Origin of the sequence: Pedobacter puniceum, from assembly GCF_009674685.1 — a bacterium.
Lineage (GTDB): Bacteria > Bacteroidota > Bacteroidia > Sphingobacteriales > Sphingobacteriaceae > Pseudopedobacter > Pseudopedobacter puniceum.
Genome location: NZ_WKJI01000001.1, coordinates 1,078,415 through 1,100,581, shown reverse-complemented (window position 1 = coordinate 1,100,581; position 22,167 = coordinate 1,078,415). Strand labels below are relative to the sequence as shown.

The following is a 22,167-nucleotide window of genomic DNA, read 5'->3' as shown; positions in this document are numbered from 1 at the left end:
ATTTCTTTTCGCTTTTTTCTTATGAATTTTATATCCGCTATAAAAGCCCCAAAGAAAAAATACTATTGCAGGTAATGCTATAATTTCAAATGGCATGGTTATACATATTTATTTGCATCTTTTTCTTTATCAAGCTTGGGTGAAAGCATTACATATGACCATGACATGTAAAGCATCATAGATGATGGTAATCCGTTCATTACTTCATTACCATAGCTACAGAAAAATAATCCGGCTGTACCAGCTGTTAAAGCAATACATTTTACCCTCAAACCGTGATCTTGTAAATTCCACACAATACCACAGCATTTCCCCAATATAAACATCACAATACTAAACCATACAACTAAGCCTACAACTCCATACATTACCCAAATTTTAACCCAATAGCTATCTGGGGGTATATGAGATAGATATTTATCTGAATTATACTTATCGCCATTAACACCAGTTATACCAACACCACCACCAAAAGGTAAATCTTCCATGGCTAGTCTTAATTTTTTTTGATTATTAAATCTTACGTTAAGAGATGCGTCTTTTGGGTCAACAGCTGTTCTTAGTCTATTAATTTGGTAGCTTCCACTTCCAATGGTAGAGTACTTAAGGAATCCATAAAAAAGAACACAAATAATACTCCCCAGAATTAAAACTTTAAAATTCTTAGTTAAAAAGATAGCGAAAAAACCTCCTGCAGCTAAAGCAAATAATGCTCCTCTGGTACCTGAAATAAGCATTCCGTAAAATAAAATACCTGCAGCTACACCTAAAGCAATTTTTTTCCAAAGTTTAAAAGGGCCTAAAGCTAAAACAAGTGCCACTAAACTAACATGAGCTTGTGAGGCTCCAAACTGTCCTGCATCGGTATACATAGAGAATACTCTTAATTGCCCAAATAAAACATGTGTTAAATCCGCACCTGCATCAAGCCAAATTTGTTCGCCAACAGAAACACCAAACCATAGCTGTTTCATGCCATACAAGGTGGCAATAACAGACATGCAAATGATGATAATTAAAAATATATTTAAATCTTTTTTTCTATTTAGAATTAGAAAAGCAATAGGAGCAACAAGAAGCCAATTTAAAGCAGTGAATCTAATTTCATTCAACCAACCTAAAATGCTTGCATCGGCAGGGTTTAATACTTCAAGAATATTGATAATGAACCACACTAATGCTAATATGCAATGGTCGTTATTAAGGTTCTTCCAATTATATTTTGGATAATTAAAGATGATAGCCAGCCAAGAAAGTGCTAGTAAAGCCTCCATTGCTGGGCCAAAGGGCAATTGTGGGTTGTTTCTTAATAATCCTGATATAATGAAGCAATAGACAACGTATGATAGAAATGCAATCTTAGGTTCTTTAAAGACAAGTATTAGATATACAATTCCTGAAGCTAAGGCAATGGTAACTACCAAAGCTAATAGCTCCATTTTAATTGTTAAAGAACCCACCAGCATAGCCACAATTATACCTAATAAGCTAATGATGATGACTCTAAAGATATCAGAAGAAAATAAATTTGACTTCATATCTATAACTCTAGCTTTTTAACTACCTGATGCTTGGTTGCTACAGATCTTTGATTGGCATTTTTTGCATTAATTAAAGATATAATTTGATAATAAATAAATACGGGTATAGAGTATAATGCTTTATAAATTCTTTTATCTGTATGGGATACCTTTAAAGCTAATATAAAGGAGATGATAAAACTTAAAAATCCCATTATCCAGATGCTAGTACCTAATATGGAGAATAAATAGATTTGAATAAGAAAAAACAGCCCCGATAATAAAAGTAATAAAAATAAGGGCGGGCGTAATAATATAACTCCAAATAATAATTGATTTAGATTAAGGTTTTGGATTCCTTGTGATATTAATTTAAAACCAAATTTAAAATATCTAAACCATGTATTAATCCATCTAGATCTTTGATTAACCAATTGCTCAGAATGTGATGTTTTTTGATCATAAACAATAGCTGTTTCGCAATAGGCTATCCTTTTTTGATGATGCAGTATTAAATATTGCAAAACTTTATCAAAACCAGCCCCTTTGATATTGGTGTTTTCTAAACACTTTTTATATAAATCAACAGTAAAAGCCATTCCAGAGCCCGCTAATGTAGCTGATGAACCTAGTTGAAATAAAACCTTTCCATCAAAAAAATGATAATAAATATCTCTTGCTGCATCTAATCTGGCAATTACAGTATCCAGATTTTTTGGGGCTCTTACTCCTTGTACAGCTTCAAAACCTTCATTAAAATAGTTATTGATTTCAATTAAGATATTTTTATCAACAATATTATCACTATCAATAATCATTAAAGCTTCATGCTTACGAATGAAATGATTAATAGCGTAAAAATGAGAGCCTGTATTGCTAGCGATAACTTGCTCTGGATATAAAACGCTTACGTTAGGGTGGTTAAAATTTAAGTTTTCACTTTTATCACAATTATCAGCAACTATATAAATGTGGTAATTCTCATAATCTGTTCCTAATAGAGACTTTACAACTTCAGGAATTAAATCTGTTTGCTGATATGCAGTAACAACAACTGCAAAGTCTTTTTGATGAGTTATAGGTGCTAACTTATAACTCCTTTTAGCAAAAAACCACCAAAAAATAAACAATAGGAGAGGTAGAAATAAATTAATTCCAATAATTATTTGAAGGAGTACAAAAAGTATCGCAAATAAATTATCCAAAGCAATTTTATTTAAAACCTAGACTCTTCTTTTACTTTATTCAATATCCAACCAATATATTTATCATCAAGAGAAGTTAAATAGTTAAGGTCTTTATTGTAGTGGCTATGTACTTGTTTGCCAAATTCAAACACAGAGATATTTTTATCTGCATACATAATCCATTCTTTTGCTTTGTTTAAGCTCTTTAAAGAGCAGGTATCAATAATAATAACATCAAATCTCTTTTTAAAATCTTCAAAAATAGACTCGATTACTGATTCTTCTACAACTTCTAATAATGAAGAGTCTCCACCTTTATTCCCAATAATGGTGATAGCATTATCATCTGGTAAAACTCTATCATTCACATAATCTTCAATATAAGTTTTATGATTTGATGCTTCAGAGATATCAGGTTTATCAAAATCACCATCTATAAGCAAAACTTTTTTGTTAAGCATGGCAAAAGAGTAAGCCAATGATAAAGAAAAGAAAGTTTTTCCTTCGTTAGGAACCATACTGGTTACAGCTAAAACCTTATTGTTGTTATATAACATTTTGGTTTTAACCTCAAATCTTATGGCTCTTAGTAAATTTTTAAAATTTAACGTATCCTCATCTGGAGTTTTATTTAACCAGATATCTTTTAAATCGGTAAAGCTTTTTAAATAACTTAATTCTCCAATCACAGGGATTTCTGTCGCATTTTCTAATGCCTCAACACTTTTAATAGATCTATCTAAAACAAAAAGAATAAAGAAAACTAAAGTGCAAAAGATGAAACTTATAATTCCACTTAAAATTACCAACAACATCTTTTTAGATGGTTGTGGTAAGCCAGGCATAGCTAATTGAATTTGTCTTAATTTGGTATTAGAATTAGCCTGCATATTAACTTGGTTGTATTTGTTTAATACATCCAAATATTCTGTACTAGCAACTTCAATATCTCTTTCTAATGTTTGAACAACAGCATCAAAAGGAACTAATGTTTTAAATTTTTGATTCAAGTTGTTTAAATGATTTTCTATAGTAGCTAAACTGTATTTAGCTAAATCTCCGGTTACTTCAAGGGTTAATTTTTCTGTAATTAACTTTTCTTTTGTGTTTAATGGGCTAATGATGTATTTATCAGAAGCGTCATTAATTTGATCAGTTAGAATATTATTTAAAGAATCTAAGCTTTTACTGTACACAGGGCTAAAAGAGCTTTGAACATATTTCTCTGTAACAGCTTTTATTTTTTCTTTAGTAGAAACAATGTCTCTATTAATTTTTGATAAAGTTGATTCTAAATATTTTCTCTCTGTAGGGTTAAACTTATTATCAATATTTTGGAGTGTTTGCGAGTATGAATCGATACTTTTTTGAGTTTCTAATTTTTTACTCTCAAAGTCCATAATCTCACCATATAAAATTTTTGATTGCTCATAAAGATTAATAACATTGTTTTTAATCTTATAATCCCTCAGTTGGCTCATTTTTTCATCTAAAGCCTGTCTCTTTTGAGCTAGTAAAGAACTTAGATAAGCAACACCTTTATTTTCGTTGTCTTTACTAGTGAAAGAGTAATATTTGATGAATTCCTGGCATATTGCATTGACAACAAAAGCAGATAACTCCGGATTTTCAGATTCAAAACTTACTGTAATAAAATCGCTATCCTGATTTCTGAAAATTCGTAATTTTTTATTTAACGACTCTTCATCGTACTTCATAGAAACCAACACTTGGTATAATCCTCTTTGGTCTTTATCCCAAAGAGAGAGAGGTTCCATTTTATTGTACTTTTGGGTATAAACTTCTATAGCATGTTTTCTTGCAGAAGGATTTAGCTCTTTTAAAAGTTGACTAGAGCTTCTAAATGGCTTTTTGTTGGTTAAATCATGAAGCATTAATTTGTATGAAATCTGATCGGTAATCAGTTTCAACTTCATAATCTCAATTAAGTTGTTAAACCTTTGAGTAATTCTTGATTCTTGTACATAGGTTTCTTTTTCTTGTAATACTTGTTGAGATTCATCAACAAAACCTGTAGAAATTTGTGCTTCTGAAACGTAATTATCTAAAATATTTTTACCCAAAAAATAAGTGATAATAACCGTAATGATAGGTACGATAATTAAGACATATTTTCTTTTATATAGATATTTTAGAAACTTAATTACGTCCATTTATTTTAATGTCTTCTAATTTTACACCTACTAGTTCTTCTAATAGTGCTTTTGCATTAAAAACCTCTGCTTCTGCCTCTATACGACTTTTGTTTTGATTAGTGGCATTTAACAGAACATTGGTATAAACTTCAAGACTCACTTCGCCTTTTTCATATTTATACTTCATCTCTTTTAAAAGAGACTCTGCATCTAAAGTAGCTTTAGAACTAATTTTTAACAAATTGATGTACTTTAAATACTCATAGTATCGGTTTTTAACTTCTCGTTCTAAAGTTAATGAATATTCTTCTTCTTCTAATTTTGAAATTTTATAAGTTGCCTTCGAATTTTTAATCGTAAACGGCTTAGCTATAACATTTCCTAAATTTAAATTAAAACCTATTTGATATCCATTTAAAAGATTTGGATCTTGAAGATTAATAGTAGAATTATTATTGGGTCTGTACAAATAAGTGAATGTAACTACATCTAGCCAAGATAAATTACTTTTAGAGATGTCATTTTTAGCGATATCTGTTTTTTCTTTAAGAATTTTATTTCTTGGGTAGTTTACTTTTGCTTTTTGAATGAGGGTATCTAAAAAAATATAATCAATTCCTTTAATTACAGACTCTTGCGCTTTGCTGTTAAAAGGAACAACAAAAGATAATAACAGGAATAGTAATAATATTTTAAAGGTTTTTATCATTAAACTTTTTCCTTTTGTATTAATGCAGGTATGGTTTTTAAAATAATCCTTAAATCTAACCAAATAGAATAATTAGAAGCATAAAAATTATCTAATTTTTTTCTTTCTCTATCAGACATATCCTTTTTTCCACGTTTGCTAATTTGCCATAAACCAGTTAAACCAGCAGGACCTAAGAAACGCATAGACCACTCGTTAGTGGTTAATTGTTCTGCCTCATAAAGTGGTAGAGGTCTGTTTCCAACTAAAGACATATCACCTTTTAAAACGTTAAAAAGCTGTGGAAGTTCATCTATACTGGTATTTCTTAAGAAGTTACCCAATTTGGTAACTCGTGGGTCATTCTCAATTTTAAAAAAAGCAGAATCTCCGTATTGATTTTTGTTAGCTAACTCTGCTACCAATTTATCCGCATCTTGTCGCATAGATCTGAACTTATAAAAGTCAAAAATCTTGTAGCCAGTACCAACTCTTTTACTGATATAAAATATTGGGCCTCTTGAGTCTAACTTAATTAATATAGCGATGATTAAAAAAAACGGACTTAAACAAATTAAAGCAGATAAGGATAATACAATATCTATAACTCTTTTACTAAAAGGGATTTTATATTCTACTGATGGTATTTCAGAAATATTGCTTACTTGTGAGCGTAATAACTTATAAAAAGTTAAAAACCTTAATCTTTCTTTTACATCATTAAAATTTATACTTGGCTTATAGCAATCGCTTACGCCTAACTTTAAAGCTATTTGGAATAAATGACTATCATTGTCTGTAAGTAGAAAAAATACAATGAGATTTCTGGTAAGCCAATTTTTCTTTAAAGATTCAATAAAGTCTACAGCTTCATGAATATTTTGCTGACTTACTTCTAAAAGAACAGTGCTGTTAAGTTCGTTTATAGAGAGTTTTTGCGTAGCACTTTGTATTTCTGCTAAGCTTGAAAAGTTTTTAATTTCGAATGATTCATCATTAAAAGTTTCTGATACATGATTTTTATAAATATCAGCGTAGTAAAGAATACTGATTTTTGAAGGATTATTTAAGTATGAGGAATCTTTAAAATCTTGAAATTGCATTCTTTAGTTAAGCAGGGTTTTAATTTTTTCCTTCAATAATCCCGGATTAAAAGGTTTAGCCATCAATCCGTTAATGTCATAAGGTATTTTAGCTTTGATATTCTCTAAAGATTCTGAACCTGATAATACAATAACAGGAATTTCTCTGTAAAAACCACTTACTTTAATAGATTTAACTAAATCAGCACCATCAAAATAAGGCATTTCCATATCTGAAATAATTAAATCTGGAATATTTCCATTATCTAACCAGCTAAGCGCATCAAAACCATTATTTCTAGTTATGAGTTCATACTCATCTTTTAATATGAATTCTAATAATTTCAAAATAGCTAATTCATCATCAACCAAAAGAATCTTTTTCTTTGAAGTATTTTGAGCCTTATCCATTAGTTTCATAAAATTTGATTTAAATATACAAAGCCTTACGCATAAATGATGCCTTTAGATTTATATTTTTCAATATATTCTTTAATAGTTAATTGCTGAGTTAATTTAAATTGTGATATTTTTAAAAAGTATTATTAAAAATTCTATTTAAATAAATTATTTATTTTGATTGTTGCTTTATTTTGAAATAATTTCAATTAAGTTAAATATACGTAATGTAATTTTAATAATTTATTTAAGTGATTCTGTTTATAAAGGATATAGCTATTGTTTTATGTTGGGGTTTAATATCTACAAGTGTGGAAAATAATCTTAAAATGGGAAAAAGAAAAAGCCCCAAATTGGGGCTTTATTTATTTTTTCTTTTTCTGTTGTTCTTTCAACTGTTGTTGCTGTCTCATCATATCTTCTAGTTTCTTTTGGAAACCACTTTTTTTCTTTGCACTTTCTGGTTTTTTCTTAAACTCCTGAATTTGTGCATGAATTTTTTCATCATCAACAAAATATCTAATTAAATATTGCTGTGCAAAGGTTAAAATGTTAGCACAGAAATAATAATAGTTAAGACCAGCAGGATAAGCGTTTAAGACACCAAAGAAAATGATAGGTGTTATATAACCTATATACTTCATTTGTCCCTGTGCACCAGAAACCTGATTGTTGAAATAAGTATAAATCAACGTTGAAATAGTCATTAATAAACACATTAAGCTGATGTGGCTCCAACCTAAAAGCGGAATAGGAGTGAAGGTGATTAATTCATCGTAAGTAGATAAATCTTTCATCCATAAGAAGCTTTCATGTCTTAACTCAAATAAGTTAGGGAAGAAATAAAAGAATGCTAATATAAATGGCATCTGGAATAATAAAGGTAAACATCCACCTAATGGGTTTACACCAGCTTGCTTATATAATTTTAAGTATTCTTGTTGTAAAAGGGTAGGGTTATCATCTCCAACTTTCTTTTTTATCTCATCCATCTCTGGCTTTAAAACTCTCATTTTAGCCATTGATAAGTATGATTTGTATGTAAATGGAAATAATACCGTTTTTAAGATAATGGTTAACAATAAAATAATGATACCATAACTCATGTTAAAGCCTTCAAAGAAGTTGAAAACTGGTAGAACTAAATATCTGTTAATCCATTTTAATGGACCCCAACCCATTTTTACTTGTTTTTCTAAATCGTTACCCTGTTCTTTTAACTGAGAAAACTTATTGGAGCCGAAATAGTATTCTAAATCGTAATTGTTTACCTGTTGATTTTTAAACGGAAGATTTAATTTAGCTTGGTAAGCTTTTACAGCAGAGTTATTAGCAATAGTTTGAACTTTAAGCGTACTGTTTTTAAAACCATCTTTACTCATTAAAGCAGCAGAGAAAAAGTGTTGTTTAAATGAAACCCATTCTAAAGTTTCTTCGGTGAAAGCTTTTTCTTCAGTTTCTGTTTCGCTTAAATAATCTACATCATCATTAGCTATTTTATAATAAGTGGTAGAGTAGATACGCTCGTTATTTATATCTTTTTCTTGTTGTTGTAGTTCAGCAGCCCAGTTAATAGCTAAGCCTTTATCTGCATTAACTTTATTTTGGAAACCGCTTAAACTGATGTTAAAATCAACTTTATTACTTCCTTTAGCTAAAGTATAAGTGTAATTAATAAAAGAACCATCAGCATTTGTAGCTTTTAGAACCAATTTATCATCTTGAGCCACTTCTTTAGAAAAGAAAAGGTTGCTAGTATTGAGAGTTTGGTTGTTTTGGCTATATTCTATCCCGAAGTTGTTTTGCTTATTAAATAAAACAACAGGTTGGTTAAGCTGATTGGTTTCATTTTTAAGTTCAACACTAGAAATTTTACCACCTAAAGTAGAAATGAATACCTTAATTTTATCATTCTCTAATGTTAAAACCTCTTCTTTCTGTATAACTTGATTTTGTACAGCAGTATCTGTTGGTAATGTAGCGGTAGTTTTTGCTACAGCAGCAGGTTGTTTAATTCCTTTTTTTGCTTTAGCAATAGAATCTTGAACAAATTCTTCTCTTTTAAGTTGCTCTTCAGATGGTTTTAATAAAAATGTTGATCCAACTAATATGACTAAAATCAGGAATAAACCTGTAAACGTATTTCTATCCATTATATCTATTTATATGCTATTCTTAATGCTTCTTTTTAGAATGTTCTAATGAAGCGGCGACAAATTTAACAAAAAGTGGGTGAGGATTAGCAACTGTTGATTTTAATTCGGGGTGAAATTGTGAAGCAACAAAATACGGATGGTTCTTTAACTCTACAATCTCTACTAAATTATTCTCAGGGTTAATACCAGAAGCTATCATTCCAGCGGCTTCATACTGTTTTAAGAAAGCGTTATTAAACTCATATCGGTGTCTGTGTCTTTCTGTAATTTTAGATTTCCCGTAAATGCTATACGCTTTAGAACCTTTTTTAAGTTCGCAAGGGTAAGAGCCCAAACGCATAGTGCCGCCTTTTAAAGTAACTTTCTTTTGCTCTTCCATCATAGAAATAACAGCATGTTCTGTATTTTCATCCATTTCTGTACTATGGGCATGTTTTAAGCCTAGTACATTTCTTCCAAACTCTATTACGGCACATTGCATCCCTAAACATATTCCAAAGAAAGGAATATTGTTCTCTCTAATGAACTTTATAGCAGTAATTTTACCTTCAATACCTCGGGCACCAAAACCTGGAGCTACTAAAACTCCATCCAGTTTACCCAGCTTAGCTTTAACGTTTTCTTCGGTAATACCCTCAGAATGGATGCACTCTACACGTACTTTACACTCATTAAAAGCTCCGGCATGTATAAAAGATTCTGTTATAGATTTATAAGCATCAGGCAGTTCTACATATTTACCTACTAAACCTATTCTTACTTCTGCAGTTGGGTTCTTTAACCTGCCTAAAAAATCTTTCCAGCTTTCTAAATCAGGTTCATTTTTAAGAGGAAGTTTTAATTTACTTAAAACAGTACGGTCTAATTGCTCTTTTAGCATCAACAAAGGCACATCGTAAATAGTGCTTGCATCAATAGATTCTATAACTGCATTTAAATTTACGTTACAGAATTGAGCAATTTTCTTTCTAATATCCTGACTGATGTGGTGTTCTGTTCTACAAACCAAAATATCTGGTTGTATACCATACTCTAACAACATTTTAACCGAGTGTTGGGTAGGTTTGGTTTTTAATTCTCCGGCTGCAGCCAAAAACGGTATTAATGTTAAATGGATAACTAGTGCATTGTTAGAGCCAACTTCCCATTTAAATTGTCTCACTGCTTCTATGTAAGGTAAAGATTCAATATCGCCCACGGTACCGCCAAGCTCAGTAATAACAATATCAAAATTCCCACTCTCACCTAACAAGCGCATATTGCGTTTAATCTCATCAGTAATATGCGGAATAACTTGTACTGTTTTTCCTAAGAACTCGCCTTGTCTTTCTTTATTGATAACGTTTTGGTAGATTCTACCTGTAGTTATGTTATTAGCCTGCGATGTTGGAATGTTTAAGAAACGCTCGTAGTGACCTAGGTCTAAATCTGTTTCGGCACCATCTTCTGTTACAAAGCATTCTCCATGCTCATAAGGGTTTAACGTTCCCGGATCAATATTGATATAAGGATCAAACTTTTGAATAGTTACACTGTAACCTCTTGCTTGTAAAAGTTTAGCTAATGATGCGGAAATAATACCTTTCCCTAAAGACGATGTAACGCCGCCCGTAACAAAAATATACTTAGTCATTGTATGTGGATAATCTTTAAAAACTTAGAATTAGAACTTAAAAAATGCCTTTTTTCTAAATCTTTTTGTACGGGATTCAAAAGTAAGGTTTTTTTCTGATACTATAAGAGGTGTGGAGAAAATGGTTTTTGTGGATAAGCTTAAATTTTATGTGATATTGCTTTTAAAATATTAGTAATCAGCTCTTCGCAGCAATTTTATTTTTTACATATTATTTCTGTTATTTTTGTGCTTAAATCACAATTTATGGATCATATATTCAGAAACCTACTTATTAGATATCAGAACTATTTTATAGAGTTTTTTCAATTAATAGAAGATAAAGATCTCATAAAAGATGAGCAACAAATTGCTGCGCAAAAAATCAAGAATTATCTAGAAAACATGCCAGAACTTGTCGGTGATTTTGATATTTCTTTCTCTATTTCTAAACAAAGTGGTGCTTTAACGGCTACTTGGAGTATCAACATCAGCGATGATGGCTTTAGTGTGCGTTCTTATTCTGTTGATGATTTAGATGAGATAGACGAGTGGCACTTTAATTATTATAGCCAAACTCAAGAATATGAAGGTAATTTATTTACTGATGGAGATTGGGATTTATTTCTTGATGAAGTAGCAGAAATTGATGATGCAGGAGGCGAAAAATTGTTTTGCGAATTAAACTTTAGTCTTTAATGCTGGTAACACCTTCCGCTAGGGTTAGTGGTTTTACGTTTGCATCTAGTGCCAGCCTTTGTTATTCCTAAGCATTGTACTGCTATTGATGTTTTAACTTCAGCTTTATTGAAATTGTTTTCTTCAGAGGGCTGTTCTTGTTTAATCGTATCTGTTTCATTTTTAGGTGTTACACCATCCCAAGACCAACAAGGTAAACATATCTTTTTCTCGATAACTTCTTCTTGTTCATCAGGTAAAGAGACAAAGAAATCAATACCAGTAAATTTTTCTACACTATCAATACTAACTGCATAAGTTTGAAGTGGTTGGTTAGAATTTTTATTCTCTAAAATAAAACCTATACTTTTAATTTCAGGCGCTTTATAGTCTAAAATTACCTTATAATAGTATTTTGGTACACTCACTTTATTTGGGCCTATACTAAGTAAACTACCGCTTAAAACAGGGCCGGTTGCTATGTATAAAGCCTCATTTTCTACAGCCCAGATTCTAACTAGTTCTTCTAATTTTTTCCAAATACCTCGGTTAAAACCGGGGTTTTGTGGACTCATATTGCTGTAATAAAAACTTTCTGCCATGGCTGTTGCAGACCATACCATATCCGCAGCTGGGGCTAAATGTCCACGGTCATAACCAGATGAAGCGTAATCTTTAGCATTGGCTGTTCCGGTTTTAACTTTTGGGTCCTCTAAAAATTTATCTATTCTGCTATAAATTTTAACTGTTTTTTCTTTAGTTAATTCATATGCTACCCAATTAGCTTGCTCATGTAATTCGTTGTAGGAAAGTGAAAAACCGCTATGTTGTATAATAATATCATTTTTTGTGAACTTAGGGAGTTCTAGTTTAGGAATTTTAGAAGGTTTAAATTCCTCAGTTTGTAAGTTATCGGCATAAGTCCAAGTGCCGTTCTCCCACAACCAAACTTTTTTACCACTTTTTGTTGTAGCTTCTTGTTGTGCAATTACTTGAAGTGCAGCAAAAACAAAGAGGTGAATAAATAATAGTTTCTTCATAGGAATTTTAAAGCTATTTTATTAGCTAAATTAAGACATGAAACCAATAAAAAAAGCCCGATATAAAAATATCGGGCTTTGTACTGAAGGCGGGAATCGAACCCGCACTCGCTTTAGGGCGAACAGGATTTTAAGTCCTGCGTGTCTACCAGTTCCACCACTTCAGCAGCTTTAGAAGCTGTAAAATAAAAACCTTCCTGGTAGGGAAGGTTCTCATGGAGCGAAAGACGAGATTCGAACTCGCGACCCCAACCTTGGCAAGGTTGTGCTCTACCAACTGAGCTACTTTCGCATGTATTATATTCTTTACTTTCTAAAGAACAACAATCAAAGCCTTTTGATTGATTTTTTTTGTACTGAAGGCGGGAATCGAACCCGCACTCGCTTTAGGGCGAACAGGATTTTAAGTCCTGCGTGTCTACCAGTTCCACCACTTCAGCTTGTGTTACCACAAATCAGGATTTTCATCCCTTAGAGCGAAAGACGAGATTCGAACTCGCGACCCCAACCTTGGCAAGGTTGTGCTCTACCAACTGAGCTACTTTCGCATGATTTAAATTCTTAAAGAACGTTTCCCTGTGAAGGGAGTGCAAATATAGGCAGAAAAAAAGAGTTTGCAAGTCCTGTTTGCAAAAATTTTCAATTATTGCTTTAAGCCATTATTATTCAGTACAAAAAAAATTAAATCGTACTCAAAACCTCGGCTTAAAGCATGCTTTATAAGCTTATTTTTAGTACCATAATCATCTTTAAATTGATATTCTTTATGCTTTTTCTTTAATATATCTATAAGTTTATCTGTATATTCTTCTTTATTAATTTTTTGTAAAGCAGATTTTATAATTGGTACAGATACACCTTTGGCTACTAAACCTTGCTTAATTTTATTTCTTCCCCAACCTTTCATTCTTAACTTTCCTTGAGTAAAGGCTTGTGCAAAGCGGGCTTCGTTCAAGAAATTATTCTCTATTAAAGCTGTAATAACCTCTTCTAGTTCTTGAAATTTTAAGCCCAAGTTTAAGAGTTTGGTTCTTACTTCGTACTGACTTCTTTCTTGATAGGCACAATAAGCCTCTGCTTTTTGTAAAGCTGTTTTTTTATCAATGTATTTTAATGGTTTTTCTTTTTCCATGTTGAAGCATAAAATTAGTGTTATTCACATATAATCGCCAAATTTGCTACAAATGAATTCAGAGATATATTCAATTCAGGAAATAGCCGGTTTAATAGGAGAGCAAAGCGTTTTAGTTCATCCAAACCAAACAATTCATACTATTTTAACAGATAGTAGAAAGGTTTCTGATGTGTCTTACTCAATTTTCTTTGTTTTAAAAGGCAGAAAAGATGCTCACCAGTTCATCCCAGCTTTATATAAAGCTGGTGTAAGAGCTTTTGTTTGTTATCAAAAAGATTATCCAATTAAGGATTTTCCTGAAGCAAATTTTATTTATGTGGCTGATACTTTAAATGCTTTACAACAATTAGCTGCTCATCACAGAAGTAAATTTAATTATCCAGTTATTGGTATAACGGGAAGTAATGGTAAAACCATTGTTAAAGAATGGCTTTTTCAGTTATTAGCACCAGATTATCATGTAGTTAGAAGTCCTAAAAGTTACAACTCACAAATAGGAGTGCCGCTTGCTATTTGGCAAATGGATAAACAGTTTGATTTTGGCGTGTTTGAAGCAGGTTTATCTTTGCCTCATGAAATGGCTAAACTTCAAAACATCATTAAACCTGATATTGGTATTTTAACTAATATTGGCAGCCCTCATGATGAAGGTTTTAAAAACCGAACTGAAAAAATAAAAGAGAAGTTTGAACTTTTTAGAGAAGTAAAATTACTTATCTGTAATCAAGAATATGTTTCTTTTAGAGCCCCTCAAGTAAATGTTTTTACTTGGAGTTTTACTCAAGATGCTGATTTAAGAATTAAAAATCAAACCTTAGTAGACCAATATACACTGTTAACATGTTCTTATCAGCAAGAAGATTTTAATATTAAAATTCCTTTTACAGATAAAGCATCCATAGAGAATGCTATTACTTGTTTAGCAACTTTATTAGCGTTAAAAGTATCAATACCTGTAATTTCAGCAAGATTAGAAAAGCTGCATCAAGTTAAAATGAGGTTAGAGCTAAAAAGTGGTATCAACCAAACTTCTATAATTGATGATAGTTACAATTCTGATGTTTCTTCTTTAGAAATAGCTTTAGATTTTCTTAATCAACAAAATCAGCATCCTGTTAAGACTCTTATTTTATCAGATATTCAACAATCTGGTTTAAAAGGTGAAGTACTTTACAATAAAGTTGCTAAGCTTTTGAAGTCTAAAAACATCAATAAATTAATTGCTATAGGCCCACAATTATCAAATTTTAAAAATTTTTTTAGTACAAACAGTCAGTTTTTTCTAGATACAGACGCATTTCTTAAACAATATAATTTGGATGATTTTAATAATGAAGCCATTTTATTAAAAGGAGCAAGGCAATTTGAGTTCGAGAAGATTTCTAAGATATTAGCTCAAAAAGTTCATGAAACCATTTTAGAAATCAACTTAAACGCTTTAGAACAAAACTTAAATTACTATAAATCAAAACTACAGCCAGGAGTAAAACTAATGGCTATGGTAAAAGCTTTTGCCTATGGTAGTGGTAGCTATGAGATTGCTAACTTGTTGCAATACAATAAAGTAGATTATTTAGCTGTTGCTTACGCTGATGAAGGTATTGCGCTTAGGCAAGCTGGTATAACGTTACCAATTATGGTGATGAGCCCTGAGGTTTCTTCTTTTGAAGCCATAGTGAAATATAATCTAGAACCAGAGATCTTTAGTTTTACGGCTTTATCATCCTTACATCAATATCTTAAAACGCTGCATAAAACACAATATCCAATCCATTTGAAACTAGATACAGGAATGCATCGTTTAGGTTTTGAAGAGAAAGATTTAGCAGCTATTAGGACATTTTTATTAAATAACGATACTGTAAAAGTTAAGACAGTTTTCTCTCATTTAGCTGCTAGCGAAGCTACGCAGCATGATGATTATACGAAGTCTCAGATTCAAAAATTTGATGCTTTTTGTCAAGATTTGGAAGCCGAAATTGGTTATACTTTTATCAAACATATTTGTAATACATCGGCCATACGAAGATGGCCAAAAGCACAGTTTGATATGGTACGTTTAGGAATTGGCTTGTACGGTATAGATAATTTATCTAAAGATGATGCAAGCTTATATCAGGTGGCAACCTTAAAAACAACAGTTTCGCAAATTAAAGAGCTAAAAAAAGGCGATACCATTGGTTATGGTAGAGTAGGTTTAATGGAACAAGATGGTAAAATAGCTACTGTTAAAATTGGTTATGCTGATGGTTATCCAAGAGCTTTGGGAAAAGGCGTTGGAAGTATGTTTATCAATAACCAAGAAGTATTTACCATTGGCAATATTTGTATGGATATGTGTATGTTGGATATAACGGGTAAAGATGTTAAGGAAGGGGATGAGGTTATTATTTTTGATTCACAACCTTTACTTTATAAAATAGCAGGACAGTTACAGACTATTCCATATGAGGTGCTTACCAATATTTCGCAAAGGGTTAAACGTGTTTATTACTACGAATAAGTTATGAAAAGAATAATTAATGCTCTACTGAGATATTTTATAAAAGGTTTATTGCTGATTTTACCTATGGGTGCAGCAATCTTAATCTTGTTTTGGGCTTTTACTTCTTTAGATTCTGTTTTAAATTTTAGTGATAGTTTTATTACTGATCCTAATACCGGAAAACCGCTATATATACCAGGTTTAGGCATTTTATCGGTTATTGTAATTATTCTTTTCTTCGGTATTATTGCTACTTACCTTATTACAGAGCCTATTTACAATTGGTTTGGGAAATGGTTAAATAGAATTCCGGTTTTTAAATTTTTATATTCTTCTGTAAAAGACATAACAGAAGCTATTGTTGGGGATGAGAAAAAATTAAATGAACCTGTATTGGTAGAAACAAGCGACGGAACAAAAAAAATTGGTTTCTTAACGCAAAAAGATCTTAAGATTTTAGGTTTAACTGATGAGGTAGCCGTTTATTTCCCTTGGTCTTATTCTTTTGCTGGCGAATTGGTTATTGTTAAAGCTGATAAAGTTAAGCCGTTACCTATATCATCATCTCAAGCAATGAAATTTATAGTTTCTGGTGGGGTAAGCGCTTTACATGATTAATTTTTGAGCATATATTTATCAAAAAACTCTTTAGAAGATAAAACTTCAATTTCTGAAAAATAGAAGTCTTCTTTATTTTCTGTGATGATACATGAGCATTTTTTTTCTAAAGCTGCGTAATATTCTAAGCCATCTTCAAAATCATAGGCTGCTTTATTTAAAACGGTGTTTTTTACTGCTGCTGAGGTATTATCCGCAATTAAAATATGCTCACATAAGGTTGCAATCTTTTGTTTAGCTAAAGCCGATTTAGACTTTTTCTCTGCAAAATAGAAAGCTATTGCCAAGCAAACAGGAGAGGTGTAAAGTTTATATTTTGGTTGATTAGCTAAACTTAAAATCCGAGAAGAATAGGTAAACAAAGGGTATTCTTTATTCAATACAGAAACCAGAATATTAGCATCAAGAAATATGTTCATTTTCTTGATGCAAAAAAATCATCTTTTAGTTTTTTTCTGGAAGCCTTTTTTGTTTGATAGATGGCTTCACCTTCTGCAACAGCAGAAACCCAATCTGCAATGGGATAATCTTCTAATGATTTATATTCTTTAGTGGTGATTTTTGTTAACAAAAACTCTATTAACCTTGATAAACTGATGTTATTTTCAGCAGCATAGGCTTTAGCTTTTTTAATGATTTCTTCATCAAAAGAGAGCGTTATTTTTGTATCCATAACCTAGTAGATTGATAAACTTCGACAAAAATAAAAATTAATACGTAAAATAAAAACAATCTATACGTATTTTAATAAATCTCTCTTTTAGCAGCAGCTAAAGTGTTTTTTAATAAACTTACAATGGTCATTAAACCAACACCACCCGGTACAGGTGTGATATATGAACTTTTTGGTGCAACTTCGTCAAAATCAACATCACCATAAAGTTTAAAGCCGGATTTGGTATTCTCAGAAGTTTCTCTATTCATACCAACATCAATAATTACTGAACCTTCTTTAACCATATCGGCTGTAATAAAATTCTTTTTACCTATAGCAGCAATTAGAATATCGGCTTTTAGGGTGAAATCTTTAAGATTTTGCGTTCTGCTATGGGTTAAGGTAACTGTACAATTACCAGGCTTAGCATTTCTAGCCATTAAGATACTCATTGGACTACCTACAATATTACTTCTACCAACAACAACGCAATGCTTGCCTGCAGTTTCTATACCATAATATTCTAGCATCAACATAATACCATAAGGTGTTGCAGGTAAAAAGCATGGTAAGTTACGTTGCATTCTACCTAAGTTGATAGGATGGAAACCATCAACATCTTTACGGTAATCAATAGCTTCTGTAATTACGTCAGGGTTGATGTGTTTAGGTAAAGGAAGTTGAACAATAAAACCGTCTACCTCTTTGTCTTCATTTAATTCTTTTATTTTATTTAGTAACTCAGCTTCTGTTACAGTATTATCGTATCTTATTAAAGATGATTTAAAACCAACTTTTTCGCAGTTACGCATTTTGCTGGCTACATATGTTTCGCTACCACCATCATTACCAACTAAAACAGCAACTAAATGTGGTTTACGACCAGTTTTTTCTAAAAGTTCTGCTGCTTCTACAGCTATTTGTTTTTTAAGTTCTTCAGAAACTAATTTTCCGTCTAATAATATCATTTTAGTATTGGGTATTGAGTATTGGGTATTGAGTTTATCGCAATACTCAATACGCAAATCTATGTACTAGTCTAATTTTAAAACCGCCATAAATGCCGATTGTGGAATTTCTACGTTTCCAACTTGGCGCATACGTTTTTTACCTTTTTTCTGTTTTTCTAGTAACTTACGTTTACGAGAGATATCACCACCATAACATTTTGCCGTAACATCTTTTCTTAAGGCTCTAACGTTTTCACGAGCTATAATTTTAGCTCCAATAGAGGCTTGTATGGCAATTTCAAATTGTTGTCTCGGGATAAGCTCTCTTAATTTTTCGCAGATTTTTTTACCGAAATCATAAGAATTACTTCTATGAATTAATGAAGATAAAGCATCAACATGCTCTCCGTTAAGCATAATATCTAGCTTTACTAAATCAGATTGTTTGTAGCCAATCTGGTGATAATCAAAAGAAGCGTAACCTTTAGAAATAGTTTTTAATCTATCATAAAAATCAAATACAATTTCGCCCATTGGCATTTCAAAAACTAACTCAACACGGTCTGATGTAAGATAATGTTGGTTAACAATAATCCCTCTTTTTTGTATACAAAGAGACATAACCGGACCAACAAACTCAGCTTTAGTAATAATATTAGCTTTGATATAAGGTTCCTCAACAAAATCAAGTTTTGACGGGTCTGGCAGCTCTGATGGGTTGTTAACTACAATAGGGTCGCCTTTAGTAGAGTGCGCTATGTAAGAAACGTTTGGTACAGTTGTAATAACTGTCATATCAAACTCACGCTCTAAACGCTCTTGAATAATCTCCATATGCAACATTCCTAAGAATCCGCAACGGAAACCAAAACCTAAAGCTGCAGAAGACTCTGGCTCAAAAACCAAAGAGGCATCGTTTAACTGCAATTTATGCATTGCTTCTCTAAGTTCTTCAAACTCATCGGTATCAACCGGATAAATACCAGCAAATACCATTGGTTTTACCTCTTCAAAACCTTGTATACCTTCAACAGGCTTGTCTTTTAGAATAATGGTATCACCAACTTTTACCTCTCTCGCCTCTTTAATTCCAGAGATGATGTAACCTACATCGCCAGTTTTAACAACATCTTTAGCTTGAGGTGTTAGTTTTAAAATACCAACTTCATCAGCAATATATTCTTTACCAGTAGCAACAAACTTTACTTTATCGTTTTTCTTAATTTCGCCGTTTACAACTTTAAAATAAGCTATAATACCACGGAAAGAGTTAAAAACTGAATCGAAAATTAATGCTTGAAGTGGTGCTTGAGGATCGCCAACAGGAGCTGGAACACGTTTTATAACAGCTTCTAAGATAGCTTCAATACCTAATCCGGTTTTACCAGATGCAGGTATAATTTCATCTCTATCACAACCTATTAAATCAACAATTTGGTCTTTTACTTCTTCTGGCATAGCGCCAGGTAAATCCATCTTGTTTAAAATAGGGATAATATGTAAATCTTGCTCTAAAGCTAAATAAAGGTTAGAAATGGTTTGTGCTTGTATACCTTGTGAGGCATCAACAATTAACAAAGCACCTTCACAAGCTGCTATAGAACGGGAAACCTCGTAAGAAAAATCTACGTGTCCTGGTGTATCAATAAGGTTTAAGATATATTCTTGGCCATCATACAAATAATTCATTTGTATAGCATGACTTTTAATCGTTATCCCACGCTCTCGTTCTAAATCCATATCATCCAACAGTTGCGCTTGCGCTTCACGTTGGGTAATGGTTTTAGTATATTCTAATAGTCTATCAGCAAGAGTACTCTTACCATGATCTATATGTGCTATAATGCAAAAATTACGTATATGCTTCATATTGGAGAGCAAAGATAGATTTTTAGCTCCAAATAAATTATAAATTTAGGCTTAAGAATTAAAAAGATTATTCTGTAATTTTAAAATACATTTAACTATCTTATTTATGAAAACATTTTTACTACTATTCTTTGCTATTATTATCAAATTAAATGTATTTGCACAAATAAAGCCCGAAGATCATAAACCCTCAGAAGAAGTAGTGATAAGAATATGTGCACCCAGTAGGGCTAATATGTTAAATCAACCTAAACCTTTATATGTTTTATTTTATGGTAAAAACCACTGGATTGTAAGAGATTTACCTTTTGATAGCATCAAAATAAATCCCAACGATATAAAAACTATAAATATTCTAAAAGACGCTAAAGCTATTGATAAATACGGAGAAGATGCTAAAAATGGCGTTATAGAAATAACAGTTAATAAGGAGAAGGAGAAGATTTTTAGAAAAGAAAATAGAGCTTTATTAAAAAAGGGATAGCGCAAAAACTATCCCTTTTTTATAATTATTCACCTCTTTTTAGGCCAAATTTCTCAATCTTAGAGTAAAGATGACTTCTTTGTATATCAATATCTTCGGCTGTTTTAGAAACATTCCAATTGTTTTTTTCTAGCTTAAATTTAATATACTCTTTCTCAGCATAATCTTTATAATCTTGGAAATTAATAAATTCATCAAAGTTTAAGCCCGATGATTTGCTGGTAGTTTCTGGTTCGTAAATGCTACCGCTTGGGTTAGAGAAAGCTTTAACATCGTCCTCAGTAATGGTTTTATCGCTTAAAATAATTAAACGCTCTATTACATTTCTAAGCTCACGTATATTGCCTGTCCATGGTAAATTTTTAAGTGCTTCATAGGCTCCGGCTGATATTTTCTTAACAGGCATTCCGTAATCATTGCAAATTTCTTCACAAAACGTTTCAGACAATAGCGGAATATCACTTTTTCTCTCTACTAAAGGTGGCACATGGATATGAATAACGTTTAACCTGTGGTAAAGGTCCATTCTGAAATTACCCGCTTCAATTTCTTTTAGTAAATCTTTATTTGTAGCGGCAACAACTCTTACATTAACATCTATTTCTTTTTCGCCACCCACTCTGGTAATTTTACTTTCTTGTAAAGCTCTTAAAACTTTCGCTTGCGCTGATGCACTCATATCGCCAATTTCATCTAAAAATAGCGTACCACCATTAGCTTGTTCAAACTTACCAATACGCTGTTTTACAGCTGATGTAAAAGAACCCTTTTCGTGACCAAATAATTCCGATTCTATCAATTCTGAAGGGATAGCCGCACAGTTCACCTCAACCATAGGACCTTGCGCCCGATTTGATTTTTCGTGTAGCCATCTTGCTACTAATTCTTTACCACTACCGTTTGCTCCGGTAACTAATACACGAGCTTCAGTAGGGGCAACCCTTTCTATGGTTTCTTTAATTTTACTGATAGACGGAGATTCTCCTAAAATTTCTCTGGTTTTGGTTTTACTTACTTTTTGCTTTAATACTTTAGTTTCAGTAACCAAAGAACCTCTATCTAAAGCATTTCTTACAGTAATTAATAAGCGATTTAAATCTGGTGGTTTAGAAATAAAATCGAAAGCACCTTTTTTAGAAGCTTCAACAGCAGTTTCAACGGTTCCATGGCCTGATATCATGATAAATGGTAAATCAGGTCTTATCTCTAAACCTGCGGATAGAACTTCCATTCCATCCATTCTATTCATTTTGATATCACAAAGAACTAAATCATAGTTCTTTCTTTTAATTAAGTCTAAACCGTCAACGCCGTTGTCTACATCTTCAATTTCAAAATCTTCATACTCTAAAATTTCTCTTAGCGTATTTCTGATAGCTCTTTCATCATCAATAATTAAAATTTTTGCCATACAAATATTTAACGTTTGGGTTTAAAACTGTATACTAATCTA

At 31.8% G+C, this 22,167-nt stretch carries 19 protein-coding genes and 4 tRNA genes; 4 read left to right on the top strand and 19 right to left on the bottom strand.

Going from position 1 to position 22,167, the window contains the following annotated elements; genetic code table 11:
* Positions 1-98: 98 nt before the first annotated feature.
* From GJJ64_RS04950 to GJJ64_RS04915, 8 genes are all read right to left on the bottom strand, one after another.
* Complete coding sequence (locus tag GJJ64_RS04950) at positions 99-1,538, bottom strand: O-antigen ligase family protein (RefSeq protein WP_154286613.1); 1,440 nt, start codon at positions 1,536-1,538, stop codon at positions 99-101.
* A 2-nt stretch (positions 1,539-1,540) separates the two neighbouring features.
* Entirely contained in the window at positions 1,541-2,650 is a 1,110-nt protein-coding gene (locus GJJ64_RS04945; protein ID WP_229655462.1) for a glycosyltransferase, read from the bottom strand.
* 86 nt (positions 2,651-2,736) lie between these two features.
* The gene (locus GJJ64_RS04940) at positions 2,737-4,881 is read right to left on the bottom strand and encodes a GumC family protein (RefSeq protein ID WP_154286611.1); all 2,145 of its coding nucleotides are present in this window, start codon (positions 4,879-4,881) and stop codon (positions 2,737-2,739) included.
* On the bottom strand, positions 4,868-5,572 hold the full coding sequence (locus GJJ64_RS04935; RefSeq protein WP_154286610.1) for a TolC family protein: 705 nt from the start codon (positions 5,570-5,572) through the stop codon (positions 4,868-4,870). The genes GJJ64_RS04940 and GJJ64_RS04935 overlap by 14 nt, the downstream gene beginning before the upstream one ends.
* Positions 5,572-6,654 (bottom strand): sugar transferase, encoded by a 1,083-nt coding sequence (locus GJJ64_RS04930; RefSeq protein ID WP_154286609.1) that lies wholly within the window; start codon positions 6,652-6,654, stop codon positions 5,572-5,574. Before GJJ64_RS04930 ends, GJJ64_RS04935 begins: the two co-directional genes overlap by 1 nt.
* 3 nt (positions 6,655-6,657) lie before the next feature.
* On the bottom strand, positions 6,658-7,053 hold the full coding sequence (locus tag GJJ64_RS04925; protein ID WP_229655461.1) for a response regulator: 396 nt from the start codon (positions 7,051-7,053) through the stop codon (positions 6,658-6,660).
* Between the two features lie 344 nt (positions 7,054-7,397).
* On the bottom strand, positions 7,398-9,185 hold the full coding sequence (yidC, locus tag GJJ64_RS04920) for a membrane protein insertase YidC (protein WP_154286608.1): 1,788 nt from the start codon (positions 9,183-9,185) through the stop codon (positions 7,398-7,400).
* Positions 9,186-9,207: 22 nt separating this feature from the next.
* Positions 9,208-10,821: a CTP synthase gene (locus GJJ64_RS04915; protein WP_154286607.1), complete on the bottom strand. Its 1,614-nt coding sequence runs from the start codon at positions 10,819-10,821 to the stop codon at positions 9,208-9,210.
* Between the two features lie 246 nt (positions 10,822-11,067).
* On the opposite strand from GJJ64_RS04915, the gene GJJ64_RS04910 reads away from it, so the two are divergent.
* Positions 11,068-11,499: a hypothetical protein gene (locus GJJ64_RS04910; protein ID WP_154286606.1), complete on the top strand. Its 432-nt coding sequence runs from the start codon at positions 11,068-11,070 to the stop codon at positions 11,497-11,499.
* On the opposite strand, the gene GJJ64_RS04905 is transcribed toward GJJ64_RS04910, so the two are convergent.
* The 6 genes from GJJ64_RS04905 to GJJ64_RS04880 form a co-directional block, all read right to left on the bottom strand.
* A complete protein-coding gene (locus GJJ64_RS04905; RefSeq protein ID WP_154286605.1) occupies positions 11,496-12,518 on the bottom strand; it encodes a DNA/RNA non-specific endonuclease in 1,023 nt (340 codons plus the stop codon). The genes GJJ64_RS04910 and GJJ64_RS04905 overlap by 4 nt on opposite strands.
* 81 nt (positions 12,519-12,599) lie before the next feature.
* Positions 12,600-12,685, bottom strand: a tRNA-Leu gene (locus GJJ64_RS04900).
* Between the two features lie 49 nt (positions 12,686-12,734).
* Positions 12,735-12,810, bottom strand: a tRNA-Gly gene (locus GJJ64_RS04895).
* Positions 12,811-12,872: 62 nt separating this feature from the next.
* Positions 12,873-12,958: transfer RNA gene (locus tag GJJ64_RS04890), tRNA-Leu, on the bottom strand.
* Positions 12,959-12,993: 35 nt separating this feature from the next.
* A tRNA-Gly gene (locus tag GJJ64_RS04885) sits at positions 12,994-13,066 on the bottom strand.
* A 95-nt stretch (positions 13,067-13,161) separates the two neighbouring features.
* Positions 13,162-13,650, bottom strand: coding sequence for a regulatory protein RecX (locus GJJ64_RS04880; RefSeq protein ID WP_154286604.1), 489 nt, complete (start codon positions 13,648-13,650; stop codon positions 13,162-13,164).
* Between the two features lie 52 nt (positions 13,651-13,702).
* Between GJJ64_RS04880 and GJJ64_RS04875 the strand changes: the two genes are divergently transcribed.
* Positions 13,703-16,156, top strand: coding sequence for a bifunctional UDP-N-acetylmuramoyl-tripeptide:D-alanyl-D-alanine ligase/alanine racemase (locus tag GJJ64_RS04875; RefSeq protein ID WP_154286603.1), 2,454 nt, complete (start codon positions 13,703-13,705; stop codon positions 16,154-16,156).
* Between the two features lie 3 nt (positions 16,157-16,159).
* Positions 16,160-16,756: a DUF502 domain-containing protein gene (locus GJJ64_RS04870; RefSeq protein WP_154286602.1), complete on the top strand. Its 597-nt coding sequence runs from the start codon at positions 16,160-16,162 to the stop codon at positions 16,754-16,756.
* Here GJJ64_RS04870 and GJJ64_RS04865 read toward each other — a convergent pair.
* The 4 genes from GJJ64_RS04865 to lepA all read right to left on the bottom strand — a co-directional run bounded on the left by GJJ64_RS04865 (position 16,753) and on the right by lepA (position 20,230).
* Positions 16,753-17,175: a type II toxin-antitoxin system VapC family toxin gene (locus tag GJJ64_RS04865; RefSeq protein WP_154286601.1), complete on the bottom strand. Its 423-nt coding sequence runs from the start codon at positions 17,173-17,175 to the stop codon at positions 16,753-16,755. The two genes, GJJ64_RS04870 and GJJ64_RS04865, sit on opposite strands and share 4 nt — an antisense overlap.
* Positions 17,172-17,429 (bottom strand): DUF6364 family protein, encoded by a 258-nt coding sequence (locus tag GJJ64_RS04860; protein WP_039452483.1) that lies wholly within the window; start codon positions 17,427-17,429, stop codon positions 17,172-17,174. Before GJJ64_RS04860 ends, GJJ64_RS04865 begins: the two co-directional genes overlap by 4 nt.
* A 71-nt stretch (positions 17,430-17,500) precedes the next feature.
* On the bottom strand, positions 17,501-18,379 hold the full coding sequence (locus GJJ64_RS04855; RefSeq protein WP_154286600.1) for a bifunctional 5,10-methylenetetrahydrofolate dehydrogenase/5,10-methenyltetrahydrofolate cyclohydrolase: 879 nt from the start codon (positions 18,377-18,379) through the stop codon (positions 17,501-17,503).
* A 66-nt stretch (positions 18,380-18,445) separates the two neighbouring features.
* Complete coding sequence (gene lepA, locus GJJ64_RS04850; protein ID WP_154286599.1) at positions 18,446-20,230, bottom strand: translation elongation factor 4; 1,785 nt, start codon at positions 20,228-20,230, stop codon at positions 18,446-18,448.
* Positions 20,231-20,336: 106 nt separating this feature from the next.
* On the opposite strand from lepA, the gene GJJ64_RS04845 reads away from it, so the two are divergent.
* The gene (locus GJJ64_RS04845; protein ID WP_154286598.1) at positions 20,337-20,714 is read left to right on the top strand and encodes a hypothetical protein; all 378 of its coding nucleotides are present in this window, start codon (positions 20,337-20,339) and stop codon (positions 20,712-20,714) included.
* A gap of 25 nt (positions 20,715-20,739) precedes the next feature.
* Here GJJ64_RS04845 and GJJ64_RS04840 read toward each other — a convergent pair whose 3' ends face one another.
* On the bottom strand, positions 20,740-22,125 hold the full coding sequence (locus GJJ64_RS04840; RefSeq protein ID WP_154286597.1) for a sigma-54-dependent transcriptional regulator: 1,386 nt from the start codon (positions 22,123-22,125) through the stop codon (positions 20,740-20,742).
* Between the last annotated feature and the right edge of the window lie 42 nt (positions 22,126-22,167).

Coding starts and splice junctions, on each gene's coding strand:
- GJJ64_RS04870 (WP_154286602.1), top strand. CDS start 16,160: ATGAAAAGAATAATTAATGCTCTACTGAGATATTTTATAAAAGGTTTA.
- GJJ64_RS04935 (WP_154286610.1), bottom strand. CDS start 5,572: ATGATAAAAACCTTTAAAATATTATTACTATTCCTGTTATTATCTTTT.
- GJJ64_RS04915 (WP_154286607.1), bottom strand. CDS start 10,821: ATGACTAAGTATATTTTTGTTACGGGCGGCGTTACATCGTCTTTAGGG.
- GJJ64_RS04865 (WP_154286601.1), bottom strand. CDS start 17,175: ATGAACATATTTCTTGATGCTAATATTCTGGTTTCTGTATTGAATAAA.
- GJJ64_RS04855 (WP_154286600.1), bottom strand. CDS start 18,379: ATGATATTATTAGACGGAAAATTAGTTTCTGAAGAACTTAAAAAACAA.
- GJJ64_RS04860 (WP_039452483.1), bottom strand. CDS start 17,429: ATGGATACAAAAATAACGCTCTCTTTTGATGAAGAAATCATTAAAAAA.
- GJJ64_RS04940 (WP_154286611.1), bottom strand. CDS start 4,881: ATGGACGTAATTAAGTTTCTAAAATATCTATATAAAAGAAAATATGTC.
- yidC (WP_154286608.1), bottom strand. CDS start 9,185: ATGGATAGAAATACGTTTACAGGTTTATTCCTGATTTTAGTCATATTA.
- GJJ64_RS04925 (WP_229655461.1), bottom strand. CDS start 7,053: ATGAAACTAATGGATAAGGCTCAAAATACTTCAAAGAAAAAGATTCTT.
- GJJ64_RS04905 (WP_154286605.1), bottom strand. CDS start 12,518: ATGAAGAAACTATTATTTATTCACCTCTTTGTTTTTGCTGCACTTCAA.
- GJJ64_RS04845 (WP_154286598.1), top strand. CDS start 20,337: ATGAAAACATTTTTACTACTATTCTTTGCTATTATTATCAAATTAAAT.
- GJJ64_RS04875 (WP_154286603.1), top strand. CDS start 13,703: ATGAATTCAGAGATATATTCAATTCAGGAAATAGCCGGTTTAATAGGA.
- GJJ64_RS04950 (WP_154286613.1), bottom strand. CDS start 1,538: ATGAAGTCAAATTTATTTTCTTCTGATATCTTTAGAGTCATCATCATT.
- GJJ64_RS04840 (WP_154286597.1), bottom strand. CDS start 22,125: ATGGCAAAAATTTTAATTATTGATGATGAAAGAGCTATCAGAAATACG.
- GJJ64_RS04910 (WP_154286606.1), top strand. CDS start 11,068: ATGGATCATATATTCAGAAACCTACTTATTAGATATCAGAACTATTTT.
- lepA (WP_154286599.1), bottom strand. CDS start 20,230: ATGAAGCATATACGTAATTTTTGCATTATAGCACATATAGATCATGGT.
- GJJ64_RS04880 (WP_154286604.1), bottom strand. CDS start 13,650: ATGGAAAAAGAAAAACCATTAAAATACATTGATAAAAAAACAGCTTTA.
- GJJ64_RS04930 (WP_154286609.1), bottom strand. CDS start 6,654: ATGCAATTTCAAGATTTTAAAGATTCCTCATACTTAAATAATCCTTCA.